This window comes from Gallaecimonas zhanjiangensis, assembly GCF_057624825.1.
The window spans coordinates 1,343,540-1,366,988 of record NZ_CM172603.1 but is presented as its reverse complement, the minus strand read 5'-3'; the positions used below and the strand labels follow the sequence as shown (position 1 = coordinate 1,366,988).

The following is a 23,449-nucleotide window of genomic DNA, read 5'->3' as shown; positions in this document are numbered from 1 at the left end:
TTGTCATTTTTGCTTCCCTGGATGGTCGCTATTGCCCCGTGGCAACGGCTTGGGTGTGTAATCCGGCTTGGGTACCTTGGGCCCGGTAACCCTTGCCCGCTGCGGCCCGTAATAGTAAGGGTGATAGAAGAAGGGGTCGCCCCAGTAGCCATAGCCGTAGCCGAAGGGAGAGCCCCAGTAAGGACCCCAACGATCAGGGTAATAATCCACCTGCTGCTGCGGTGCCCAGAGTTTGAAGTTACTGACGTTCAGCACCGGGTAGGTATAGGAAAAATCCCCTACCTGGCCCTTCTGGGCTTGACCGACAGTCCCAATCAGGGCGATGCGATAGCCCTTGGGAATGGATACCGGATCGACAAAGCCGTCAACATAGGCATAAAAACGGCCAGGGCTGGGGTTATCAAGGCTTGGCCGGCCGCTGTTGGTCAGTGAGGTGAACATCACCTCGATACGGGTTTTGTCCTTAAGATTGGTCACCCCCGTCACCACCCCACCCCAACGGGCGGTTTTGCCTACTTCCTGCCCTTCACGGGCCAGGTTATAAGCGGCGAGGTTGGTGCCTTCCGGCACTTTGAGCTCGTCGGGCATGCTGGCACATCCCGCCAGCAGCACAACCATAGCCAGGCTCAGATTACGCCACATGGTTTACCTCCTAGTTACTACCCACACTACAGTAGATAGACCGATGAAAACCCAAAAAATCACGAAGATAGTGGCAGGTATTGCCGTTAATTGGTAGAGAAGGTGGCCGTCACCACCTGTGCCCAAGAGTAGTTGCAAAGGGGATAACAAGGCATTAACCAGCAAGGTGGCCGCTAGCAACGCCCACAGCCAGCGCCCTTTGGCGCCCAGACGCCAGAGCGCGGCAAAACCGGCAACAAAAACCGCCAGCAATACCCCACTCAGCAGATCCCTGACCCAGAAAACCAAAACGCTCAGTATCGTAACCAGCAACAATGGGCTGAGCCAGCGCCAGGCCTGCCCTGCCCTCGCCCCTTGCCACAGCAGCACCCCGGCAAGGCTTGCCGCCGGGTAACCACTCAAACCGATAAGCACCGGCCAGCCGCCGCCGCTCAAGGTGTGGCCTGCGCCATTGGCGGCCAGCACCAATTGCCTGACGCTACCGCCGGTGGCAAGCGTCACCAAGGCATGGCCAAGCTCATGAAAAAAAGCGGTAAACCAGAGAAATGGCAGATTGAGGATAGGTATAAATTGCAGCAGAACTGCTGCCAGCAGGGCCAGTAGCAGGCGCTTCAAACGTAGAGATCCACCCCTAGCAGGGAAGAGGCTTCTTCCTTGCGGGCCTGGCGATCGAGGGATTGATATTCGGCCACGGCCTTGCGGTTGCGGCTGGAGGGTTGGTCGTACTGAACCTGATAATCCTGCGCCGCCGCCACCCCTTTGGCGCTGTAGCGCACCAGATCAGTACTGGCCGTTGCCGCGTCGGAAGACGACGGCGTGGCCGCCGGTACCGAGACCGGTGGCTGCGTACTGGGCTGATAGGGGTTGGATTGAATGCGCATTTAAGGCTCTATTCCCGACCGGGCAGTTTTTTCCAGGTTACTTTATCACGAAGATACACGGGCTCAACATTGAGTGCATCGGCGTAGCGACCTTCATTATAGGCGGCCTGTGCCAGGGGCAACATAAAGCGGGCATCGGGAAGTGTGATATCGCTCGCATCAAGCCCCAAGGTGGCAACCAGCTCCGGGTAGGCGCCAAAACCGGTGCCGACCGCCAGCGCCGGCCAGGGGCTGGTTACCTCTTGGGGCGCCAGCACCGCTTCTTCGCCCACCAGTTGCATCAGGCCGTCTTTGGCCTCGAAAGCCCCCACATAGACTTCGCCCATGCGGGCATCAATGGCCGCCAGCACCTTTTGCTGGCCGCTCTGCATGAGAGCCTGCTGGGCCATGGCTGCCAGGTTGGAAACAGTCACCACCGGCTTGCCGGCCGAAAACGCCAGCCCCTGCACTATGCCGATACCAATGCGCACCCCGGTAAAGCTGCCGGGGCCACGGCCCACCACGAGGGCGTCGATGTCTTTTAGGCCAATGCCAGCTTGTGCCAGCAGGCTGTCGATCATCGGCAAAATCTTCTGGGTATGCTGCTGTGGGCAGACTTCAAAACGGCCCAGCACCTCATCGCCTTTTAGCAGCGCGGCGCTGCAGGCTTCGGTTGCCGTATCCAGGGCAAGCAATACGGTCATTGTGTCTCCGAGAAAAACGCCAGGGCCTGGTTCAAATCCCGGGTGCGCTTGAATGGCGGCAGACTTTTGACAAAGGTCTGGCCATAAGGCCGGTTTACCAGGCGGTTATCGCAAATTACCAGGACCCCTCGGTCATCAGAGTCGCGGATAAGGCGCCCCGCCCCCTGCTTCAGGGCAATAACGGCCTGAGGCAATTGCAGGGTGGCAAAAGGGTCTTCGCCTTTGAGGCGGCAATCTTCGCTGCGGGCTTGCAGCAAAGGGTCGTCCGGGTGACCGAAGGGCAGTTTGTCGATGATAACACAGGACAGCGCCTCGCCCCGCACGTCCACCCCTTCCCAAAAGCTGCCGGTGCCCAGCAGCACGCCGTTACCGGCCTCGACAAACTGCTCCAGCAAGGTGCGCTTGGGCGCGGTGCCCTGCACAAAGAGCGGAAAATCCAGTTTATCCTCCAGCCAGCGGGCGGCCTGGCCCAGCATGCGGTGGGAGGTAAAGAGCACAAAGGTGCGGCCCCCGACCTTTTGAATAAGCGGCAGTAAAGGCGCCAGCAGCTGCTCGGCCGAGCGCTGCATATTGGGCTCGGGCATGTCCCGCGGCACCACCCAAAGACCTTGCTGAGGGTAGTCAAAGGGGCTATCGAGAATAAGGGTTTTACTGGGCTTTAGACCAAGCAGGCTGCTGAAGTGGCCAAAGGCGTCGTCCACCGCCAAGGTGGCAGAGGTAAAGATCCAGGCCGAGGGGTGGTCGTCCACCAGGGCAGCGAACTTATCCGCCACCGACAAGGGGGTCAGGTTAAGCGACAGGTGGCGGCGGGTGGTTTCAAACCAGTAGCTGAAACCAAGCTTGCCGGTGTCCAGCACCCGGGCCAGGCGGTTTTTAATCACCGCCAGCCGCTCGTAGAGATTGTCGGCGCTTTCGCTGCGGCCCAGGTTGCTTTTTAGCACCTCCACCACAAAATCGAGATCGTTATTGACCTTGGCCAGCACCGGCTGCAGGCCTTTTTCGATTTGCCGCAGGTTGCCTTTTTGCGGCTCATCCCCCAGGCCCAGGCGCATGTCCATGGTGGTGGTGGCCAGGCGCTCGGCAGCCAGGGCCAGTTGGCGCTGATCTTTGAGCTCGGTGCGCACGCACACTTCCACGTCTTTACACAGATCCTGGATTTGCCGGGTAGAGACCGACTCGCCGAAATACTGGCAGGCGATATCGGGCAGCTGGTGGGCCTCGTCAAAGATAACCGCATCGGCCTTGGGAATCAGCTCGCCAAAGCCGGTGTCGCGAATGGCCATGTCGGCAAAAAAGAGGTGATGGTTAATCACCACTAGGTCGGCATCCATGGCCTTTTTGCGGGCCTTGACTAGGTAGCAATCTTCAAAATGCGGGCAATCGCGGCCCAGGCAGTTCTCTGCCGTGGAAGTGACATGAGGAAAGACCCCGGCATCTTCAGGGAGCGGCAGCTCGGCAATGTCGCCGCTTTCGGTGCGCGGCGCCCAGCGGGTGACTTGGGTAAATTCGGCCAGCAGCGCTGGGTCCAAAAGATTGGTGTCGGCTTCCCGGGCCTTGAGCCTCGCCAGGCATAAATAGTTGGCGCGGCCCTTTAGCAGAGACAGCGCTGGCGCCGTGCCCAGGGCGTCGCGGATACGGGGCAAGTCTTTTAAAAAGAGCTGCTCTTGCAGGGCCTTGGTACCGGTTGAAATGACGATTTTCTTGCCGGCCTTTAAGGCAGGCACCAGATAGGCAAAGGTCTTGCCGGTGCCAGTGCCGGCTTCCACCACCACGGTGCTGCGGTTGGCGATGGCCTCTTCCACCAGGTGCGCCATATCCAGCTGCGGCGCGCGGGGCTTGAAGCCGTCAATGGCTTTGGCCAGGGGGCCTTGGGGGGAGAAAAGTTCGTCGAGAGTCATCGGGGCACGGCCAGCTAAACAGGCTGGGGAGCTTACCACGCTGCCGTTCAGGCAAAAAGATCGACATCCGGCGCGCTGTTGTCTTCGTCTTTGAGGTCAATACCGCGGCGATCGTAATAATGCATAGCCTGGCCTTTGCGTTTGCGGCGGCGCCGGTCTTGTTGCTCACGGCGCTTGTTTTGCCGGTCTTCGGTTTCGGCAACGGCATCGGGATGCGCTTCGGTTTTACTGGTAGGTTGCGTCTTTTGCACCTCCTGAACCTTGCGCTCCGGTTGCGTGGGCTCCGGGTTTGGCTTGGGCAGAAAGGGCAAAAACGGATCTAGACTTATCATCGTTATCACCTCTGCTTATTTATCGACCAAAATTTCATGCTCTTTAGGGGTTGTCAATCCATTGGCGGGTCGGGTATGGTGAATGCACTGACTTTTTGAGCGCATATTTACGCATATGAACACTTTCCTCCTGAACAACGTGCACCATCATCACGCCACCGAGTAGCCTTCAGGAGGATATTCGACTGGAAGGCTATGGTCCTTCCGGCGGATGTCAAAGGTCATAAGTACCAGACAAAAACCCCGGCAGGACACCTAGCCGGGGTTTTTACTTACTTAGGACCAACATCATGACCACCGACAAAACACGCTTACGCATCGCCATCCAAAAATCCGGCCGCTTAAGCCGCGACAGCGAAAAGTTGCTGTCCCAGCTGGGCGTTAAATTCGTGATGCGCGACAACCGCCTTATTGCCCACGCCGAGAACCTGCCCATCGACATCCTGCGGGTCCGTGACGACGACATCCCGGCCCTGGTGATGGACGGCATCATCGACCTGGGCATCGTCGGCCAAAACGTGCTGGAAGAAGTGGAGCTGGAGCGCCAGGCCGACGCCATGCCAGCCCGCTACCGCGAGCTCAAGGCCCTGGGCTTTGGCAAATGCCGTTTGTCGCTGGCCATCCCGGAGGACGAGGAATTTGCCAGCGCCCAGGCTCTTGACGGCAAAATCATCGCCACCTCCTACCCGCGCCTGCTGGGCCGTTATCTCGCCGCCAAAGGCGCCAGCTTCAAAAACTGCCAACTGAACGGCTCGGTGGAAGTGGCGCCCCGCGCCGGCCTTGCCGACGCCATCTGCGACCTGGTATCCACCGGCGCCACCCTGGAGGCCAACGGCCTTAAGGAAGTGGAAGTCATCTACCGCTCCCAGGCCACCTTGATTGCCCGCGAGCAGGCCTTTGAGCCGGCCAAGCAGCAGCTTATCGACACCCTGATGACTCGCCTGCAAGGGGTGCTGAGCGCCCGCGAAAGCAAGTACATCATGCTGCACGCCCCCAAAAGCAAGCTCGGCGAAATCGTCAAATTGCTACCTGGCGCCGAAAACCCCACCATCCTGCCCCTCGCCGGCCAAGAGGGTGAAGAGGTAAAAGTGGCTCTGCACGCCGTGGCCAGCGAAACCCTGTTCTGGGAAACCATGGAAGCCCTCAAGGCACTGGGCGCCTCCAGCATCCTGGTGCTGCCCATTGAGAAAATGCTGGAGTAAGCCATGCTGACCATCATCGATTGGGCCGCCCTTGGCGCCAAAGAGCAGCAAAACCTGCTGACCCGCCCGGCCCAGAAAGACAGCGCCGCCATTCGCGGTATCGTCAGCGATATCCTGGTGGCGGTGCGCGCAGAGGGCGATGCAGCCCTTAGCCGCTACGCCGGCACCCTGGATAACTACGACGGCTCGCGTTGGGTGGCCACCAAGGATGCGCTGGCCAGCATCAAGCCCGAGCTTCGCGCCGCCATGGAGCAAGCGGTAGCCAACATCAGCCGTTTTCACGAGGCCCAGCGCCCCCAGACGCTGGCCGTGGAAACCCAACCCGGCATTCTTTGCGAGCAGCGCTGGCAGGCCTTGGAGCGTATAGGTATCTATGTGCCCGGCGGCTCGGCGCCGCTGCCCTCTTCGGTGCTGATGCAGGCCATACCGGCTCGTATCGCCGGGGTAGAAGACATTATCCTGGCCACCCCGGGCCCGGTGCCGGACGTGATCCTGGCCGCCGCCGCCCTGGCCGGCATTCCCCAGGTACTGGCCCTGGGCGGCGCCCAGGCCATTGCCGCTATGGCTTATGGCGACAAGCCGGTGGTGAAGATCTTCGGCCCAGGCAACGCTTATGTCACCGAAGCCAAGCGCCAAGTGGCCCTGGACGGCATCGCCATTGACATGCCCGCTGGCCCTTCGGAGGTAATGGTGCTGGCCGATGCCAATGCCAACCCGCGCTTTGTGGCGGCCGACTTATTGAGCCAGGCCGAGCACGGCCCCGACTCGCAAGTGGTGTTGGTGACCACCAGTCAGGCCCTGGCCCAAGGGGTGAACCAGGCGTTGGCCGAACTCACCGCCACCTTGTCGCGCCAGGCCATTACCCTCAAAGCCCTGGATAACAGCCGCACCCTGGTGGTGAAAACCGAGGCTGAACTGGTGGCCATTGCTAACAGCTACGCCCCCGAGCACTTGATTTTGCAGCTCGACAACGCCCAGCAGCTGCTGGGAAGGCTGAAAAACGCCGGTTCTATTTTTGTCGGCGCCTACAGCCCTGAGTCCGCCGGCGATTACGCCTCCGGCACCAACCACGTGCTGCCCACTTATGGCCTGGCCAAAAGTTATTCGAGCTTGGGCCTGTTGGACTTTATGCGCCGCTACACGGTGCAAACCCTTACCCAAGCCGGACTTGAAGCCCTGGCCCCCACCTTGATTGCCCTGGCCGACGCCGAGGGCCTGGATGCCCACAGACTGGCGGTCACAGTCCGCCTGGAGAACAAGGCATGAGCGTTTTTGATTTAGCCCGCCCCAATATCCGCGAGCTGGTGCCCTATCAGTCGGCCCGCCGCATCGGCGGCCAGGCCCAGGTGTTTGTTAACGCCAACGAGGCCGGTGGCCTGGTTAACGCCGCTTTTGACGGCGCCATCAACCGCTACCCCGGCGCCCAGCCCACCGAACTGGTGGCCGATTACGCCCGTTATTGCAGCTTAAAACCGGGCCAACTGCTGGCTACCCGTGGCGCCGACGAAGGCATCGAAGTGCTTATTCGCACCTTTTGTGAGCCAGAGCTCGACGCCATCCTCATCCAGCCGCCCACCTACGGCATGTACGCCATCACCGCCGAAACCTGCGCGGTGGCGGTAAAAACCACGGTGTCGTTGCAAGAAGCGGATTTGAGCGACGCCAAGCTGGTGTTTGTGTGCCGGCCCAACAACCCCACCGGCGAGATGATGGCCGCTAGCGACCTCAAAGCCCTGCTTGAACGGGCTGCCGGCAGCGCCCTGGTGGTGGTGGACGAGGCCTACATCGAATTTGCCGAGGCGCAGAGCGTTGCCAGTTGGATCAACGACTACCCCAACCTGGTGGTGCTGCGCACCTTCTCCAAGGCTTTTGGCATGGCTGGCCTGCGCTTAGGCATGGTGCTGGCCAATGAAGAGGTGATTAGCCTCTTGGCCAAAGTGCTAGCCCCCTACCCCATCCCCACGCCGGTGGCGGCCATTGCCCGCCAGGCCATGACCGAAGAAGGCCTTGGCCTGATGCGTGATAGGGTGCGGGAAGTGAACGCCCTGCGCGCCACCCTGGTCAACAACCTCGAGGCCAAGGGCTATCGCATCATTCCGTCATCGGCCAACTTTATCTTGGTGGACGACGAGGCGCTTTTTGACAAGCTGCTGGCCGGCGGCGTTTTAGCCCGGCGGCTGAGCGGCAAAACCCGCATCTCCATCGGTTCGGCCGAGGAAATGGCCAAGGTACAGGAGGCCATCCATGGCTAAGCCCATTCTTTTTATCGACCGTGATGGCACCATCATCACCGAGCCCGAAGACTTTCAAATCGACAGCTTTGAAAAACTGGCCTTCGAGCCCGGCGTCATTCCGGCGCTCCTCAAACTGCAAAGCGCCGGTTTTGAGCTGGTGATAGTCTCCAACCAAGATGGCCTCGGCACCAGCAGCTACCCCACCGAGACCTTCCAGGGCCCTCACGACCTGATGATGCAAATTCTCGAAAGCCAAGGGGTAAAATTCAGCGAAGTGCTGATCTGCCCGCACTTTGACGCCGACAACTGCGGCTGCCGTAAACCCAAACTGGGTCTGGTGCGCCATTACCTCACCGAAGGCCGGGTCGACTTTACCAAAAGCGCCGTCATCGGCGACCGCGCCACCGATGTGACCTTGGCCGAAGCCATGGGCGTCAAAGCCTTCCAGTACAACCCCAAGACCCTCGGCTGGGCAAAAATTGCCAAAGCACTGACCGAGCAGCCGCGCCAGGCGCAAGTGACCCGCACCACCCGCGAGACCAACATCAAGGTGGAGGTGGACCTCGACGGTGGCCCCAAGGCCAACATTCACACCGGCATCGGCTTTTTTGACCACATGCTCGAACAAATCGCCGTGCACGGCGGCTTTACCCTGGCCCTTAACTGCGAAGGTGATTTGCACATCGACGATCACCACAGCATCGAAGACTGCGCTCTGGCCCTTGGTGAAGCGCTGAAAAAGGCCCTTGGCAATAAGCAAGGCATAGGCCGCTACGGCTTTGTGCTGCCCATGGACGAATGCCGCTGCGAAGCGGTGCTGGACCTTTCCGGCCGCCCTTATTGCAAGGTGGATGTGGACTTTAGCCGCGACAACGTGGGCGAACTGGCCACCGAGATGGTGCCGCACTTTTTCAGAAGCTTGAGCGACGCCGCCGGCATCACCCTGCACCTGAGCTCAACCGAAGGTAACGCCCACCACCAGGTAGAAGGGCTCTTTAAAGCCTTCGCCCGCGCCCTGCGCCAGGCCGTCAGCAAAACTGCCGGCAGCGAGCTGCCCAGCTCCAAGGGGGCCTTGTGATCGTTATTCTCGATACCGGCTGCGCCAACCTGCGCTCCTTGTTTAACGCCGTCAAACGCCTGGGCAAGGAGCCGGTGGTTACCAAAGACCTGGCCACCATCAAAAGCGCCCGCCGGGTATTTTTGCCAGGGGTCGGCACCGCTGGCGCCGCCATGAATAACATCGAAGCGCGAGATTTAACCGCCACTTTGCAAGAGCTCACCCAGCCGGTGATGGGCATTTGCCTGGGTATGCAGCTGTTGACCCGCTATAGCAGCGAGTCCGACGTGCCATGCCTTGGGCTCATCGATACCGAGGTGCGGGAACTTAACGCCCCGCGCCTGCCGCACATGGGTTGGAACCAGCTGACCGACATTAAGCCCAACCCCATTTTTGACGGCATCGACCAGAACGACTGGTTCTACTTTGTGCACAGTTTCATCGCCCCGGTCGGGCCCTACACCCTGGCCCAAAGCCAGCACGGCGAGCCCTTCTCGGCGGTCATCGCCCAGAACAACGTTATCGGCGCCCAGTTTCATCCGGAGCGCTCCGGCAAGAGCGGCGCCCTGATGCTGAAAAACTTTTTGGAGAAAGAGCCATGCTGATCCCGGCCCTGGATATTCTCGACGGCCAGGTGGTGCGCCTCTTCAAAGGCGATTACGGCCAGGTAACCCGCTATGGTGCCGATCCGGCCGAGCGCTTTGCCGCCTACGCCAAGGCCGGCGCCCAGTATTTTCACTTGGTGGATTTATCCGGCGCCCGCGACGCCGCCGAGCGCCAGTGGAGCGCTTTGCGCGATGTGATTCTCCAGTCCCCCCTACCGCTGCAAGTGGGTGGCGGGGTGCGCTGCTTTGAAGACGTGCAGCAGCTTCTCGCCCTAGGTGCCAACCGGGTGGTGGTGGGCAGCCTTGCCATCAAAAACCCAAGCCTGGTGGCCGGTTGGCTTGATGCCCTGGGCCCTGAAAAGCTGGTGCTTGCCCTTGATGTGCGCTTTGACGGCAGCGATTGGTTCCCCGCCAGCCACGGCTGGCTGGAAAAGGCGACGCAAAACCTCGACAGCCTGCTGGCCTTTTTCATGGAAAACGGCGCCAAGCATTTTCTTATTACCGACATCGACCGCGACGGCACCCTCACCGGCGCCAACGCTGGCCTCTATGGCGACATCACCCGCCGCTACCCGGGCATTGCCCTGCAAGCCTCCGGCGGCGTAGCCAGCCTTGACGAGCTGCCCAAGCTTAAAGCCGCCGGCGTGCAGGGGGTTATCCTCGGCAAGAGCCTTTTAGACGGTAAATTCACCCTGGAGGAGGCAAGCGCATGCTGGCAAAACGCATAATTCCCTGCCTTGACGTGCGCGATGGCGTGGTCGTGAAAGGCGTGCAATTTAAAAACCACGAAGTGGTGGGCGACATCGTCGAACTGGCCCAGCGCTACAGCGACACCGGCGCCGACGAACTGGTGTTCTACGACATTACCGCCAGCTCAGACAGCAGGGTGGTGGACAAATCCTGGGTGTCGGCGGTGGCCGAGGTGCTGGATATTCCCTTTTGTGTGGCCGGCGGCATTCGTAGCGTTGAAGATGCCCGTACCCTGCTGGCCTTTGGCGCCGATAAAATTTCGGTCAATAGCCCAGCCCTTGAAAACCCAGACTTTATCAACCAGCTCAGCAAAGAGTTTGGCCGCCAGTGTGTGGTGGTGGGTATCGACTCTTATGTGACAGAGGGCGGCGAGTTGCAGGTTTGGCAATACACCGGCCGCGAAGACAAGGCCCGCACCTCGGGCCGCTCCACCCTCGACTGGGTGCGGGAAGTGGAAGAGCGCGGCGCCGGCGAAATCGTGCTGAACATGATGAACCAAGACGGTATGCGTAAGGGCTATGACCTGGTGCAACTGGCCGCCGTGCGCGCCGCCACCCGGCTGCCGCTCATAGCCTCTGGCGGCGCCGGGCAAATGCACCACTTTAAAGACGCCTTTGACGCTGGCGCCGATGGGGCCCTGGCCGCTTCGGTGTTCCACAAAGGCATCATTGCCATTCCCGACCTAAAAGCCTGGCTGATTGCCGAGGGCCAGGAGGTAAGACCGTGAAAGTGACCTTGGATAACGCCGTTGAGCTCGATTTTGCCAAAGGCGACGGCCTCTTGCCGGCACTGGTGCAGGATGTGGCCACCGGGCAGATTCGCATGCAGGGCTATATGAACCTTGCCGCCCTCCAGCAAACCCTGGAAGGGGGTTTGGTGACCTTTTACAGCCGCTCCAAGGACCGGCTCTGGGTTAAAGGAGAGAGCTCCAATAACGTGCTGAAAGTGGCGTCAGTACATACCGATTGCGACAACGACAGCATACTGGTGCTGGCAGAGCCCGTCGGCCCCACTTGCCATCTGGGCACCGACAGCTGCTTTGGCGGCGCCAAACCCGACCTCGCCTTTTTAGCAGAACTGGAAGCCATCCAGGGCCAGCGCCTTAAAGACGCCCCTGAGTCCTCCTACACCGCCAAACTGGCGGCCAGGGGCATCAACAAGGTGGCCCAAAAGGTGGGTGAAGAAGGGGTGGAAGTGGCCCTGGCCGCGGTGGCCGAAAGCGACGAGGCGCTTTTAAACGAAAGCGCCGATCTGCTGTACCACCTGCTACTCACCTTGCGAGTGCGGGGCCTTGGCCTTAAAGACGTGATCAAGGTGCTGGAAAGCCGGCACTGACAAAAAACCCCGCCGAGGCGGGGTTTTTTATTGGCTTATTGCGCCTTGGAAAAATCCAGGGCGTTCGTCAGATCCCCCAGGGCCGGCGAATTGTTGGCCTTCAGGGCCTGGTCTCGCACCATCAGCCCTTCCAGCACCGGCAGATCCCAGCGCTTGGTGATAAAGCGCAGGATGGAGGTGGTGTCGTAGAACTGGTGGTCAACAAAACCGCGCTTGGCGTAGGGCGAAACGATAATGGCAGGAATACGGCTACCCGGGCCCCAGCGGTCGCCCTTGGGCGGCGAAACGTGGTCCCAATAACCGCCGTTTTCGTCGTAAGTCACCACCACCAGCATGTGCTTCCACTGCGGGCTTTGCTGCAACTGGTGGATGATGTCGGCGATATGGCGGTCACCGTCTTCCACGTTGGCGTAGCCAGAATGCTGGTTAAGGTTGCCCTGGGGCTTATAAAAACTCACCGCTGGCAGCTTGCCGGCCTTGATGGCGGCCAGGAAGTCCTTCTCATCCTTCAAGTGTTCCTTACGCGCTTCGGTGCCGGGCGCTAAGTCTTTGAAGTAGTTAAAGGGCTGGTGGTGAGCCTGGAAGTTGGGCTCGGGGAAGTGGTAGATGGCATCGCGGTCGGTGCTGGCTTGGTCCCAGGCGCCGGAATACCAAGCCCAGCTCACCTGCTTGCTATCGAGCATGTCACCGATGTGCTTTTGGGTCTGGGGCGGCAGGGTGTGGGGGTCGCTTGGGTCAGCAAAGCGCGGGTCGCCACCGGCGGCCGGGGCCACGCCACTTGGCTGGTAGGCCGGCTGCATGGTGTTCACCGCGAAGTAATCCGGGGTCAGAGCGCCATCATTCACAAACTTGGGCGGGCCCTGCATGGCGCTTTCTGGGCTGTTGGCGGCAATTTTCAGGGTAACGCCGTCGTCTTCCACCACCGCAATTTTATCCTTGGCCGGGCTGTGGTTGGCGTTGGGATAATAAGGCGAGCAGGCGCAAATCAGGCGAATGTGGTTAAAGAAGGAGCCACCAAAACCGCCCATAAAGAAGTTATCGGCCAGGGTGTAGTCTTTGGCGATTTGCCACAGCGGCAGTTGCGAGCCGTCGTAGTAGCCCATCACCAGGGCGCCAGCGTCGGAGTAGGCCACGAATTTGTCGTTACGGCCGTGGTCGATTTGCATCTGGTTTTGGTAGAAGCGGTGTACCAAGTCGCGGGTACGCACGTTCACGCCCAGGTCAAAGCCGCCTTTGTCGTTGATCTGAAAAGGCACGTTAGGCAGGCGCTCGGTCATTTCTTCGGTAATAACCGGGGTCACGCCGGGGCCAGTCAGGCCGCCCCAAGCCGGGGGCAAGAAAGTCAGCGGCCTTTTGCCGGTGCGGTCCAGCTGTTTATAGCCTTCCTGTTTCAAGGCATTGGCAATGCCGTTGGCACCAGGGAAAAGACCATAGAGGTTATCGAAGCTGCGGTTTTCGCCGAAAATAACCACCACGTTATCAATCTTGGCCATATCGGCGGCCGTTACTTCCTGTTTTTTCTCGGGGCTGCCACAGCCTGCCAGCGCCAGGGCACCGGCCACCAGACCAAACATCAGGGGCTTCATTACTGTCATCCTGTTGAACGCACAAAGTGCTATTGTGCCGCAAAACCGACGAAGCGGTCGCCTGCTGCGGCGTCTTAGGGTTGATGTAATACGACAAACTGCAAGAATAACAGCCGGATGTGAAAGAGGTATGATGAATGCGCTGGGGATGGTTACTGGTTTTGGTCTGCACCGCGGCGGTAGCCGAGCCCAGTTTACAAGCGTTGCAGCGCCAAGCCATTGCCGAGCGCAAGGCCCAAGTGCTGGCCATGCAGGCTCTGGGAGAAAAGCTGTTTTTTGACCCCAGCCTCTCGGGCTCCAAGGCCATCAGTTGCAGTAGCTGCCATCAACCGGCCCTGGCGTTTAGCTCTCCTGTCGCCCTGATGCCGGGCGGCGCCACCTTGCAGCGCCTTGGCAACCGCGCTGTACCCAGCCTTGGCTACACCCAGAATATACCCGCCTTTACCGAGCATTTTTTTGAAAACGACGGCAACGACAGCATCGATAACGGCGCCACCGGCGGCCTCACTTGGGATGGCCGGGTTGACCGCGCCAAGGACCAAGCCCTGATCCCGCTCTTTGCCGCCAACGAAATGGCCGCCGGCAACAATCAAAGCCTGGCCGCCGCCATCAAGGCCGCTCCCTACTGGCCAACCTTTAAGGCGCTGTTTGAACCGGCCCGGCTGGCCAGCGATGAAGACATCGTGCGCCGCGCCACCGACAGCCTGGCCGCCTACCTGCACAGCCCGCTGTTCTACCCCTACAGCAGCAAGTTTGACGCCGTAGAAGCAGGCAAGGCCCAGTTCAGCGCCGAGGAAAAACGCGGCTTTGCCCTCTTTAATGCCCCCGATAAAGGCAACTGCGCCAGCTGCCATTTCTCCAGCCGCGACGCCTCCGGCTCGCCGCCCAAATTCAGCGACTACGGCATGATTGCCCTGGGCCTGCCCCGTAATAACGCCATTAGCGAAAACCAAAACCCGGCCTTTTATGACATGGGCCTTTGCGGCCCCTACCGCCAGGATTTGGCCGACAAGCCCCAATACTGCGGCCTGTTCAGGACCCCGAGCCTTCGTAACGTGGCGCTACGCAAACACTTTTTCCATAACGGGGTGATAACCACCCTGCACGACGCCATCGAATTTTACGCCACCCGCGACACCAACCCGGGCCGCTGGTACCCCAAAGGGCCTGACGGCCAAGTGCAAAAATTCAACGACCTACCGAAAAAGTACTGGGGCAACATCAACATGGACCCGCCCTTTGGCGGCAAACCCGGCGACCAACCGGCCCTTACCGAGCAAGACATTCAGGATATCGAGGCCTTCCTTGGCACCCTGACCGACGGCTATCAGCCGTAACGTCTTAAAAAATCAGCCATTACCGGCAACACCTTGTCTGGCGCCTGGATGGGGCCCATGTGCCCGGCATCCACTTCCACCAGCTCCGCCTGCGGCAGGCGCCGGGCCAGTTCAAAGGCCACGGCGCGGCTCGACGCCGGGCTGTGCTTGCCCACCATCAGCAGCATCGGCGCTGTGATATTAGAAGGGTCTGATTGCTCGCCGATCAGGGCTTCGAAGTCTTTCATCACCTTGAGCGCCTGGCTGGCCAGTTTTTGCTGGCTGCGGGCCGGCAGGGATTCAAAGGCGCCCGCCCCGCTCCAATAATTCACGAAGGTGCGGGCGGCGGTGGCGGCGTCAACACCGGCCATGCGCCGGGCCAGGGTCTCGGCCTCCTGGCGCTCCGCGCTCTCGACCGGTAACAGCCAAAAGGCCACCGGCTCGTAGAGACAAAGCAGTCTAGTTTGTTGCGAATGCAACGAAGCCAAATGTAAAGATGCGGCAGCACCATAAGAATGACCAATCAGGGTCATCGCCGTATTCAGGGGGATCCGCGCCGCTTCCACCGCGAAGGAAAAGGGCCCCGGCGGGGCAGGCGGGGCCTCGCCATAGCCGTAAAAATCATGCAAAACCCCATCAAAATCATTATGTAAAGCTCGCCACTGCCGTGAGTCGCTCATGGAGCTGTGCAGGTAAATTCGGCCCATTGTCTACTCCTTGTCTCGTCGCCTTGCGGGCAGTCAAGCTGAATGCCGGCTGTCTTCGTTCAGGTTTCTCGATTGTGTTCGTTCAGCTTCGTATCTAACCTGTTTCCAACACTACATGAGGGAGAGATACCCATGAAAGTTTTGGTTGTTGAGGATGATAACCTGCTGCGCCACCACCTGAAGGTGCAATTGTCTGAGCGCGGCTTTGGCGTACACGCCGCCCCCAATGGTGAAGAAGCCCGTTTTTTTGCCGAAGAATACGAACTGGATGTGGCCATTATCGACCTGGGCCTGCCCGGCATGGACGGCATTACCCTTATTCGCACCTTCCGTGAAGAAGGCAAAACCTTCCCCATTATCATTCTGACCGCCCGTGGCAACTGGCAGGACAAAGTGGAAGGCCTGGATGCCGGCGCCGACGACTACCTGGTCAAGCCCTTCCAGATGGAAGAGCTCATTGCTCGCCTGCAGGCGCTGTCCCGGCGCGCCGCCGGCTTTGCCAGCCCCACCATCGAAGCCGAGCCCTTCAAACTGGACCTGGCCAAAAAGCAGGCGTTCCGCGCCGAAGAGCCGCTGACCCTGACCGCTTATGAATACAAGCTGCTGGAATTTTTGATGCGCCATCACCAGGAAGTGGTGAGCAAGCAGCGCCTGGTTGAGCAGCTTTATGACGACCACATCGAGCGCGACTCCAACGTGGTAGAAGTGCTGATTGGCCGGCTGCGTAAGAAGCTGGACCCGGACAACGCCCTCTCGCCCATCGAAACCATTCGTGGCCAGGGCTATATGTTCCGCCTCCCCTGCCAGTAAAAACGGTACACTAGGCCGTGGCCCAGTGAGGGGCCACGGTCTGGCACATCACCTAACCGTCGAGGGGTACCCGCCGAGTGCGACCGCTTTCCCTGAAAGGCCGCGTTATTCTGGCCACCACAGTTTCCATGGTGGTCTTTCTGGCGTTTGTTTCAGTGGCGATCATCAAGTCCTACCAAAGTGCCACCAAAAGCACCATTGAGCGAAATCTGGGCTCGGACGCCAACGAACTGATCTCTTTGCTGGAAGACACCCAAGGCACCGGCTGGCTCCCCAATGAGCTGGTCAACCCCAGCTATAACCAGCCGCTGTCCAACAACATTGGCCTGATCTTCGACCAGGAAGGCAAGCTCATCTGGCGCTCGCTCTCAAGCTACCGCTATGAGTTCAAGTTCCACCCGGTGTTCTACAACCTCAACCGCCGCTTCTATCACGAGAAGATAGAGGGGGACGGCTTCTTCGTGTACGAGCTATCGGTAAAATTGGCCCTGGGCGACACCATCAAGGACTACACCTTGATGACCATGTACCAAGACAAAGACTACCAGCGCGACGCCTCCCAGTTCTCCACCATCGTGCTGCTGTGGATGACCGGCGGCTTGTTCTTGATGCTACTGGTGATCACCTGGACCTTGCGCTGGGGCTTTAAGCCGCTGCGTTTCCTGGCCGGGGAACTGTCGGAGATGAAAAGCGGCGACAGGGGCCAGCTCTCTCATCACTACCCCACCGAGATTGCCCGTATCACCCGACCACTGAACGCCCTTTTGCACCGGGAGCGCGAGTCTCGCGAGCGGCTCAAGAACACCATGGGCGACCTCGCCCACAGCCTGAAAACGCCACTGGCCGCCATTCAGGCCTCGGCCCAGAGCCTGGAAGTGCTGCCCGATGTGCCCAAAGATCCCTTGGCCGACATCATCGAGCAGGCCCAGCGCATGAACACCACCATCACCTATCAGCTCAAAAGAGCGGTGGTGGGCCGCCAGGGTATTGCCCAAAGCCGCATCGACCCCAAACCCATGGCCGAAAAACTGTGCCGGGCCTTGACCAAGGTCTACGCCGCCAAGGACGTGGAAATGGAGCTGGAAGTAGAAGAAGGCTGCTACTTCGACGGCGACGAAGGGGATTTGATGGAAGTGCTGGGTAACCTTTTGGAAAACGCCTTCAGACTCTGCGTATGCCAGGTGCATGTGAAGCTCGCTTTTGAAGGGGACAAAAAGCAGCGCCAGCACCTGCTGCTGGAAGTGGATGACGACGGCCCCGGCGTACCGGAAGACAAGCGGGAAAGCATCCTCCAGCGCGGGGGGCGGGCCGACTCACGCAATCCCGGCCAAGGCATTGGCCTGGCGGTGGTGGCGGATATTGTCGCCTCCTACCATGGCTACCTCACGGTCGGCCGGGCCGAGGGCCTGGGCGGCGCCCGTTTTGCCATCAGCCTGCCGCTGGGTAACTACTGAGCCAAGACATTGATAAAGCAAGGATTGCTGGAATTCTGGGCCTTCGGTCTTAAACAGGCCTGGGCCTGCCTCTTTGGCGGCTACCTGCTGGCGCTGATGCTTGTCAGCCAGTACTGGTACCCGTTCACCACATTACACCGCTACGATTTTCTGTTCCTGGCCGCCCTTGCCTTCCAGGGGTTGCTGCTGGCCCTGAAGCTCGAAAGCCCCCGCGAGGCGCTGGTGATCCTGGTGTTCCACCTGGTGGCCACGGTGATGGAGCTTTTTAAAACCATGGACGGCATCAACGCCTGGGCCTACCCCGGCCAGGCGGTGCTCAAGCTTGGCAATGTGCCGCTTTTTGCCGGGTTCATGTATTCGGCGGTGGGCAGTTACATTGCCCGGGTCTGGCGGCTGTTTGATTTTCGCTTCAGCCACTACCCACGGCGACGCTGGACGCTGCTGCTGGCGCTGCTGGCCTACCTCAACTTCTTCGGGCACCACTATTTTTGGGATCTGCGCTGGCTGCTGCTGGCCGCGGTCGCCGCGCTGTTCTGGCAGGTGGATATCTATTTCAAGGTAAAAACCGAGCACCGGCGGATGCCGCTGCTGCTGGGCTGGCTGTTGGTGGCGCTCTTTATCTGGTTTGCCGAGAACATCGCCACCTATTGCAAGGTCTGGCTCTACCCCAATCAGGTAGACGGCTGGCAGATGGTGGGTATTGGCAAACTGGGGGCTTGGTACCTGTTGATGATGCTGAGCTTTGTGCTGGTCTCGCTCATCCACAGGCCACAAGCCCCCGCCAAGGTAAAAGAGGCGCTACTTAGCCGGCTTTACGGGCGTTTTCTACCGGCCGGGCATAGGCGGCCTTAACAAAGGCCTTTTCCTTTTCGTCCAGCTCACGGGTGCGTTCGTTAAACCAGCTCAGATCCCCCTCGCCAGCTGCCGAGAGGTTGGACTCGAATAGCTTGTAGCTGTGGTGGATCTGCGCGTCGATGGCGGCGGCCAGGGTATCGGGGCCGTCCATGCCCTCGCCCTTGATAGGCTCGCCAAAGGCCACATGCACCCTTCCTTTAAAGCCGGTAAACCCAAGGCCCATGGCCTTGAGATCTTCGAGCGGCCCCTTGTTGTAGCAGCCTTCGCGGGCCAGGGTAGCCAGCTCTTTGGCCTTTAGCTTGTCGCAAGGGTCAAACTCGTAGCTGATAGCCACCGGCACGATGTTGAGCCGGTCTACCATTTCGGCAAAACTGCGCGTCTTGCGGTGGCTTAAAAAGAACATCTTCAGCAGCGCCGGATCGGTTTGGTCGTTGCCGTCTTTGGCGCGGCCCTCGCGCTGGGCTATCCAGATGCTGTGGCCAGTTTGGATGCTGTGGTCGATATAAGAAGACAGCACGTTCATGGCCGCCGCCAGCTCCCGCACCCCCTTGGCCGAGCGCTTGACGATAAAGCTCTTGTTAAGGCGCATCAGGTCGGTGACAAAGGGCTTTTTCAGCAGGTTGTCGCCAATACCGATGCGGGCTGTTTGCATCCCCGCTTGGTGGCATACCCAGTTGACCAGGGCCGGGTCCAGGGCGATATCGCGGTGGTTGGAGACAAAAAGATAGGGTTTGTCCTTGGCCAGGGCATCCACCCCGGACCAGCTGACCCCATCGGTGGTGCGGCCAAGGCTCTTGGTAAAGAGGTCGCGAATTTGAATTTGAAAGGCAGCGACGTCCTTGATGGGGCAAAGGCGCTTTTTCAGCTGGCCTTTGACCACCAACCGCATCAGCGGGCCCAGCCAACGGCTCAGGCGCGGGAATTCGTAACGGCTGATAAGGGCAATGAATTCGGGGTTGTGTACCAGCCGGTACAGCACCGCCTGGACTTCGTCATCGTGGTAGGGGCGGATATCCTCGAAGGAGTCCACACCGTTGTTGTTACTCATTAAATTCTTCAACAAGTCATGGTAAGAGGCTATTTTAGCGCGGCTTGTACTCGGCCGAAACCATGCAACCGGCACAGCTAGACTTCTATCACGGCTTTGCTAACCTACTGACCTTACTAATTTAAGAGAAGGGAATCTTAAAGATGTATAAGAAATTAATGGGCCTGGCGGTGGTAATAGTGCTGACCCTCGCCGCCTTCTACTACCACCCGCAAACCCTGGCTTTTAAAACCGATGCCGTCAGCGCCGTGCCCACCCTCTTTGGCTATCTGGTGCTGGTGTCGATGGTGGTGGAAAGGGCAACCGAAATTGCCCTGTCACTGGTGCGAAGCACCGAGGCCGACCGCCAGGATCTTAAGATAAAACTGGTCCAAGAAAGCCTCAAAACTGCCAGCCCCGAGGCGGCGCCTGCCCTTGCCAGCCAGCTTGAAGACTTGCAGCACCAGCGGATGCGCTACCGCGCTGCTTCCCGGCAGATGGCCCAGTGGATAGGCCTTGTTATCGGTATTTTTGTAGCGCTGGTGGGGGTGCGTATTCTTGGTAACCTGGTGGATATGAGCACCCTTGGCAGCAACAACGGCTGTTTTACTGCCGTCGATGTGCTGCTGACCGGCGCCGTGCTGGCAGGCGGGTCCGATGCCATCAACAAGATCATGAAGGTCTACTCAAGCGCCATGGACGCCACCGCCCAGAAGATGCGCGCGGCGCCACCGCAAAGCAGCGGCTCATAAAAAAGCGCCCCGAAGGGCGCTTTTTTATTGGTCCCAGTAGACCTCTTCAAGGCTGTCTTCCCGCTCCGGCAGGCCACGGGAGAGGCGCGGCGAGTGCTGCACCAGCACCTCGAAGCTGACCCGGTTGGCGTATTTGCTGATCTGCGACAGCGAGGAATACGCCAAGAACCGCTCGGCATGTTTGGAGCTGCCCGGCACATTGAGGCGGTGATAATCGTTGGCCGCCATGTCGTGCAATACCGCCGCCAGGGCGCCATCACCGGCGCCGTTGGTGTTTTTGATACGATCGGGCCCGCCCATGTAGGGGGAGATATGGGTGTAGACCTTCACCGGCACGTCGCAATCGCTCTTGCGCATGGGCCGGGAAAACTCGAAGTGGTTGAACTCGGGAATGGCCCCCGGCAGCAACTGGCGGGTGGTTTCGCGTTTTTGCTCGTCATCGACATAAGAGGCGAGATAAAGGCCAACCGGGCCTGCGGTGCACAGCACCATGTCGGTCCATTCCAGCACCTTTTCACAGGCCAAAAGCGGATCGGCCTCGCCGGTCAGGGCCTGGGCTTCGTCTTCGTTCATGGCCACGACGGTGACGTTGTCGCGGATAAATTCCTGCCACCAGTCTTTGAGATCTTCGACGATGAACTTGGTGCCCATGGTCAGCACCACCGGCACCCCGGCGGCCTTGGCCCAAGCCACGGCTTGCAAGGTGGTGGCCTTCATGGGCTCGTGGTCTTCACAGCGCACCAGGTAGGCGGAGATCACCAGCGCCGAGCCGGTCTGGATAAGGGTTTGGTCCAGGTGGCTCACTTCCAGCAAGTCCATCACCCCTTTGTTGATGGCAAAGCTGCGCTCGCCGTCGGGGGCTATAAGGGTAATGCACTGGCCGATGGAGCCCGCCGCCGGTTGCAGGTAGTTGAGATCCACCTTCGACGAGGTGTTGCACAGATACCGGTAAGAGGAGCTGCCTACCCGGATGGTTTCGTTCATCACCCCGAACAGCACCGAGCGGTCGTCGGAGAGCACCGAGTAGTTGTGCAGGGTGTTGCCGATGGTGCCGCCAGCAAACTCCGAGACAATCAGGTTTTGCTCGGTCAGTTCCTGGTAGATGGCGGCGGCCTTGTCCGGGGCGATGAGCATGGAGTGGCCCTTGGACAGCGCGTACTTTTCAAGAAAGCTATCGGGCACATGGGCCTCGATGTCCACCAGTACCTGGTCGATACCACAGATATGGCTGGCGATGGGTTTGTTGAGCAGCGACAGCTCGCTCATCAGGGGATCGCGGCTTTCAACCGGAAAAAAGTGCTTACTCTTGCGCTGACCGGGGAATTTCATCTGCCTTACTCAAGGGACCCTTTGAGGGCGGCGATAGTAGCAGAACCGCGCCGCCAACTCACAACACTGTTTTAGAGAAAACGATTTCGCTCCCAAAGCCTGCCCGGCCTTGGCCGGGCAGAAGCTCAGGCCCCCAGGGCCGCGGCCCGGGCAGCGCCAATACTGCGCGCCTCTGGCGCCCTGGCCAGCCAGTCGCCCATATTGGTGCAAAGCAGCTGGTAGAGAGCATCGATATGGGGCTCGCTGGCGTTTAGCGCCGGGATGTACTCGTAGCGCTCGCCGCCCCCATCGAGAAAGTAGCCGCGGTTTTCCACGCCGATTTCTTCAATGGTTTCCAAGCAGTCGGCCGAAAACCCCGGGCAGGCCAGCTGCACCGATTTCACCCCGTCTTTGGCCAGTTGCTTGAGGGTGGCATCGGTGTAGGGCTTGAGCCATTCGGCCTTGCCAAAGCGCGATTGAAAGGTCGTAAGCACCTCGTCTTCCTCAAGTCCCAAACGCTCGCGCAGCAGCCTTGAGGTCTTGTGGCACTCGCAAAAGTAGGGGTCGCCCAGCAGCAGGTTGCGCTTGGGAATACCGTGAAAGGAGAGCACCAGCTTCTCGGCGCGGCCATGGCTCTGCCAGTGCTGCTCGATGCTTTGGGCCAAGGCTTCGATATAAGGGCCAAAGTCGTGGTAGTGGCTGATAAAGCGAAGCTCCGGCAGCCAGCGGCGCTGGCGCAAATCATCGCTGAGCTTATCGAGGGTCGAGGCACTGGTGCTGGCGCAGTACTGGGGGTAGAGAGGCAGTACCAGCAGCCTGTCCACGCCCTTGTCCATCAGTTGCTGCACCCCGTCACTGATGCTGGGGTTGCCGTAACGCATGGCAAAGGCCACTTCGACCTTGTCGCCGTGTTCTGCTGCAAAGCGCGCCGCCAGCGCCTGGGCTTGGTCCTGGGTGTGAAACATCAAGGGTGAGCCCCGCTCGGTCCAGACGCTTTGGTAGGCGTGGGCCGACTTTTTGGGGCGGGTGTTGAGGATGACGCCGTTGAGGATAAGCCACCAGATGGGCTTGGGAATTTCCACCACCCTCGGGTCTGACAAAAACTCTTTTAGATAGCGGCGCAGCGCCTTGGGAGTGGGCGCGTCGGGGGTGCCGAGGTTGGTTACCAATACCCCGACTTTGGGGCTTTGACCGTGCTTGAACTGGGGGCTGCCCTTAAAGGCCATGTCGTATCCTCTACATCGTCTTGGCCGATTGTATACGGCCAAAAGTCGAATCAGGTCATCAGGATACGAAAAAAAGGCCCCTTACCGGGGCCTTTTTTCTCAATTGAGCTGTTCGCTAAGTTGCTTGCTGACAGCGTCAACGGCTTGGGTGCCGTCAATCTTGAGGTATTTGACTGCGCCCAGCTTGGCTTCGGTCTGGTAGTAGCCGATCAGCGGCTCGGTCTGCTCGTGGTAAACGCCCAGGCGCTTACGTACGGTTTCTTCTTTGTCGTCGTCACGAACGATAAGCGGCTCGCCGGTCTCGTCGTCTTTGCCGTCGGCTTTGGGCGGGTTGTAGGTGATGTGGTAAACCCGGCCAGAGGCGGGGTGGACGCGGCGGCCTGCCATACGCTCGACGATGATTTCGTCCGGCACGTCAAACTCGATAACCACATCGATGGCCACACCGGCTTCCTTCATGGCATCAGCCTGGGGAATGGTGCGCGGGAAACCGTCCAGCAGGAAACCGTTCTTGCAGTCGTCCTCGGCGATACGTTCCTTAACCAGGCCGATGATGATGTCGTCAGACACCAGCTGGCCGGCATCCATGACTTTTTTGGCTTCCAGGCCCAGCGGGGTGCCGGCAGCAATGGCGCCGCGCAGCATGTCACCGGTGGAGATCTGGGGAATACCGAATTTTTTCATCAGGAACTGGGCCTGGGTGCCCTTCCCTGCGCCAGGGGCGCCTAGCAGGATAATGCGCATGTGTGGCTCTCTTTTTAATTGATAAAGCTGACGCGACTTCGGTAA

General features: G+C 59.7%; 25 protein-coding genes. 13 read left to right on the top strand and 12 right to left on the bottom strand.

Annotated features, from left to right (window positions below):
* Positions 1–3: 3 nt before the first annotated feature.
* Genes AC22G1_RS06405 through AC22G1_RS06380 form a run of 6 tightly spaced genes read right to left on the bottom strand, consistent with a single transcriptional unit; the run spans position 4 to position 4,355 of the window.
* A complete protein-coding gene (locus tag AC22G1_RS06405) occupies positions 4–642 on the bottom strand; it encodes a Slp family lipoprotein (RefSeq protein ID WP_487316022.1) in 639 nt (212 codons plus the stop codon).
* Between the two features lie 3 nt (positions 643–645).
* The gene (locus AC22G1_RS06400; protein ID WP_487316021.1) at positions 646–1,257 is read right to left on the bottom strand and encodes a M50 family metallopeptidase; all 612 of its coding nucleotides are present in this window, start codon (positions 1,255–1,257) and stop codon (positions 646–648) included.
* Positions 1,254–1,523 (bottom strand): hypothetical protein, encoded by a 270-nt coding sequence (locus tag AC22G1_RS06395; RefSeq protein ID WP_487316020.1) that lies wholly within the window; start codon positions 1,521–1,523, stop codon positions 1,254–1,256. The genes AC22G1_RS06400 and AC22G1_RS06395 overlap by 4 nt, the downstream gene beginning before the upstream one ends.
* A gap of 8 nt (positions 1,524–1,531) precedes the next feature.
* Positions 1,532–2,206, bottom strand: a complete 675-nt coding sequence (gene tsaB / locus AC22G1_RS06390) for a tRNA (adenosine(37)-N6)-threonylcarbamoyltransferase complex dimerization subunit type 1 TsaB (RefSeq protein WP_487316019.1) — start codon at positions 2,204–2,206, stop codon at positions 1,532–1,534.
* Positions 2,203–4,104 carry a DNA repair helicase YoaA gene (gene yoaA / locus AC22G1_RS06385; protein ID WP_487316018.1) on the bottom strand — a complete coding sequence of 634 codons (1,902 nt, stop codon included), beginning with the start codon at positions 4,102–4,104 and terminating at the stop codon, positions 2,203–2,205. Before yoaA ends, tsaB begins: the two co-directional genes overlap by 4 nt.
* Positions 4,105–4,151: 47 nt before the next feature.
* The gene (locus AC22G1_RS06380; protein ID WP_487316017.1) at positions 4,152–4,355 is read right to left on the bottom strand and encodes a hypothetical protein; all 204 of its coding nucleotides are present in this window, start codon (positions 4,353–4,355) and stop codon (positions 4,152–4,154) included.
* Positions 4,356–4,726: 371 nt separating this feature from the next.
* Between AC22G1_RS06380 and hisG the strand changes: the two genes are divergently transcribed.
* The 8 genes from hisG to hisIE are packed head-to-tail and all read left to right on the top strand — an operon-like array spanning position 4,727 to position 11,619.
* Entirely contained in the window at positions 4,727–5,638 is a 912-nt protein-coding gene (hisG, locus tag AC22G1_RS06375) for an ATP phosphoribosyltransferase (RefSeq protein ID WP_487316016.1), read from the top strand.
* A gap of 3 nt (positions 5,639–5,641) precedes the next feature.
* Positions 5,642–6,904, top strand: coding sequence for a histidinol dehydrogenase (hisD, locus tag AC22G1_RS06370; RefSeq protein ID WP_487316015.1), 1,263 nt, complete (start codon positions 5,642–5,644; stop codon positions 6,902–6,904).
* Positions 6,901–7,890, top strand: coding sequence for a histidinol-phosphate transaminase (hisC, locus tag AC22G1_RS06365; protein ID WP_487316014.1), 990 nt, complete (start codon positions 6,901–6,903; stop codon positions 7,888–7,890). Before hisD ends, hisC begins: the two co-directional genes overlap by 4 nt.
* Entirely contained in the window at positions 7,883–8,950 is a 1,068-nt protein-coding gene (gene hisB / locus AC22G1_RS06360; protein ID WP_487316013.1) for a bifunctional histidinol-phosphatase/imidazoleglycerol-phosphate dehydratase HisB, read from the top strand. Before hisC ends, hisB begins: the two co-directional genes overlap by 8 nt.
* Entirely contained in the window at positions 8,947–9,534 is a 588-nt protein-coding gene (hisH, locus tag AC22G1_RS06355; protein ID WP_487316012.1) for an imidazole glycerol phosphate synthase subunit HisH, read from the top strand. The genes hisB and hisH overlap by 4 nt, the downstream gene beginning before the upstream one ends.
* A complete protein-coding gene (locus AC22G1_RS06350) occupies positions 9,528–10,262 on the top strand; it encodes a 1-(5-phosphoribosyl)-5-[(5-phosphoribosylamino)methylideneamino]imidazole-4-carboxamide isomerase (protein ID WP_487316011.1) in 735 nt (244 codons plus the stop codon). Before hisH ends, AC22G1_RS06350 begins: the two co-directional genes overlap by 7 nt.
* Positions 10,244–11,011, top strand: a complete 768-nt coding sequence (gene hisF, locus AC22G1_RS06345; protein ID WP_487316010.1) for an imidazole glycerol phosphate synthase subunit HisF — start codon at positions 10,244–10,246, stop codon at positions 11,009–11,011. Before AC22G1_RS06350 ends, hisF begins: the two co-directional genes overlap by 19 nt.
* Complete coding sequence (gene hisIE / locus AC22G1_RS06340) at positions 11,008–11,619, top strand: bifunctional phosphoribosyl-AMP cyclohydrolase/phosphoribosyl-ATP diphosphatase HisIE (protein WP_487316009.1); 612 nt, start codon at positions 11,008–11,010, stop codon at positions 11,617–11,619. The genes hisF and hisIE overlap by 4 nt, the downstream gene beginning before the upstream one ends.
* Before the next feature lie 35 nt (positions 11,620–11,654).
* On the opposite strand, the gene acpA is transcribed toward hisIE, so the two are convergent.
* Positions 11,655–13,205, bottom strand: coding sequence for an acid phosphatase (gene acpA, locus AC22G1_RS06335; RefSeq protein WP_487316008.1), 1,551 nt, complete (start codon positions 13,203–13,205; stop codon positions 11,655–11,657).
* Between the two features lie 137 nt (positions 13,206–13,342).
* On the opposite strand from acpA, the gene AC22G1_RS06330 reads away from it, so the two are divergent.
* Positions 13,343–14,542 carry a cytochrome-c peroxidase gene (locus AC22G1_RS06330; protein WP_487316007.1) on the top strand — a complete coding sequence of 400 codons (1,200 nt, stop codon included), beginning with the start codon at positions 13,343–13,345 and terminating at the stop codon, positions 14,540–14,542.
* Here the strand turns inward: AC22G1_RS06330 and AC22G1_RS06325 are convergent.
* Positions 14,533–15,228, bottom strand: a complete 696-nt coding sequence (locus tag AC22G1_RS06325) for an alpha/beta fold hydrolase (protein WP_487316006.1) — start codon at positions 15,226–15,228, stop codon at positions 14,533–14,535. The genes AC22G1_RS06330 and AC22G1_RS06325 overlap by 10 nt on opposite strands.
* A 132-nt stretch (positions 15,229–15,360) precedes the next feature.
* On the opposite strand from AC22G1_RS06325, the gene AC22G1_RS06320 reads away from it, so the two are divergent.
* The 3 genes from AC22G1_RS06320 to AC22G1_RS06310 all read left to right on the top strand — a co-directional run bounded on the left by AC22G1_RS06320 (position 15,361) and on the right by AC22G1_RS06310 (position 18,344).
* Positions 15,361–16,038, top strand: coding sequence for a response regulator (locus tag AC22G1_RS06320; protein WP_050657511.1), 678 nt, complete (start codon positions 15,361–15,363; stop codon positions 16,036–16,038).
* Positions 16,039–16,115: 77 nt separating this feature from the next.
* Positions 16,116–17,492: an ATP-binding protein gene (locus tag AC22G1_RS06315; protein ID WP_487316005.1), complete on the top strand. Its 1,377-nt coding sequence runs from the start codon at positions 16,116–16,118 to the stop codon at positions 17,490–17,492.
* 9 nt (positions 17,493–17,501) lie between these two features.
* Positions 17,502–18,344: a DUF817 domain-containing protein gene (locus tag AC22G1_RS06310; protein ID WP_487316004.1), complete on the top strand. Its 843-nt coding sequence runs from the start codon at positions 17,502–17,504 to the stop codon at positions 18,342–18,344.
* Here AC22G1_RS06310 and AC22G1_RS06305 read toward each other — a convergent pair.
* A complete protein-coding gene (locus tag AC22G1_RS06305) occupies positions 18,295–19,395 on the bottom strand; it encodes a 1-acyl-sn-glycerol-3-phosphate acyltransferase (RefSeq protein ID WP_123420909.1) in 1,101 nt (366 codons plus the stop codon). The genes AC22G1_RS06310 and AC22G1_RS06305 overlap by 50 nt on opposite strands.
* Positions 19,396–19,538: 143 nt before the next feature.
* Between AC22G1_RS06305 and AC22G1_RS06300 the strand changes: the two genes are divergently transcribed.
* A complete protein-coding gene (locus tag AC22G1_RS06300) occupies positions 19,539–20,126 on the top strand; it encodes a hypothetical protein (protein WP_487316003.1) in 588 nt (195 codons plus the stop codon).
* A 24-nt stretch (positions 20,127–20,150) separates the two neighbouring features.
* On the opposite strand, the gene AC22G1_RS06295 is transcribed toward AC22G1_RS06300, so the two are convergent.
* The 3 genes from AC22G1_RS06295 to adk form a co-directional block, all read right to left on the bottom strand.
* Positions 20,151–21,455 carry an inosine/guanosine kinase gene (locus tag AC22G1_RS06295; RefSeq protein WP_487316002.1) on the bottom strand — a complete coding sequence of 435 codons (1,305 nt, stop codon included), beginning with the start codon at positions 21,453–21,455 and terminating at the stop codon, positions 20,151–20,153.
* Between the two features lie 125 nt (positions 21,456–21,580).
* On the bottom strand, positions 21,581–22,660 hold the full coding sequence (gene hemH, locus AC22G1_RS06290; protein WP_487316001.1) for a ferrochelatase: 1,080 nt from the start codon (positions 22,658–22,660) through the stop codon (positions 21,581–21,583).
* 99 nt (positions 22,661–22,759) lie between these two features.
* Complete coding sequence (gene adk, locus AC22G1_RS06285; protein WP_487316000.1) at positions 22,760–23,404, bottom strand: adenylate kinase; 645 nt, start codon at positions 23,402–23,404, stop codon at positions 22,760–22,762.
* Between the last annotated feature and the right edge of the window lie 45 nt (positions 23,405–23,449).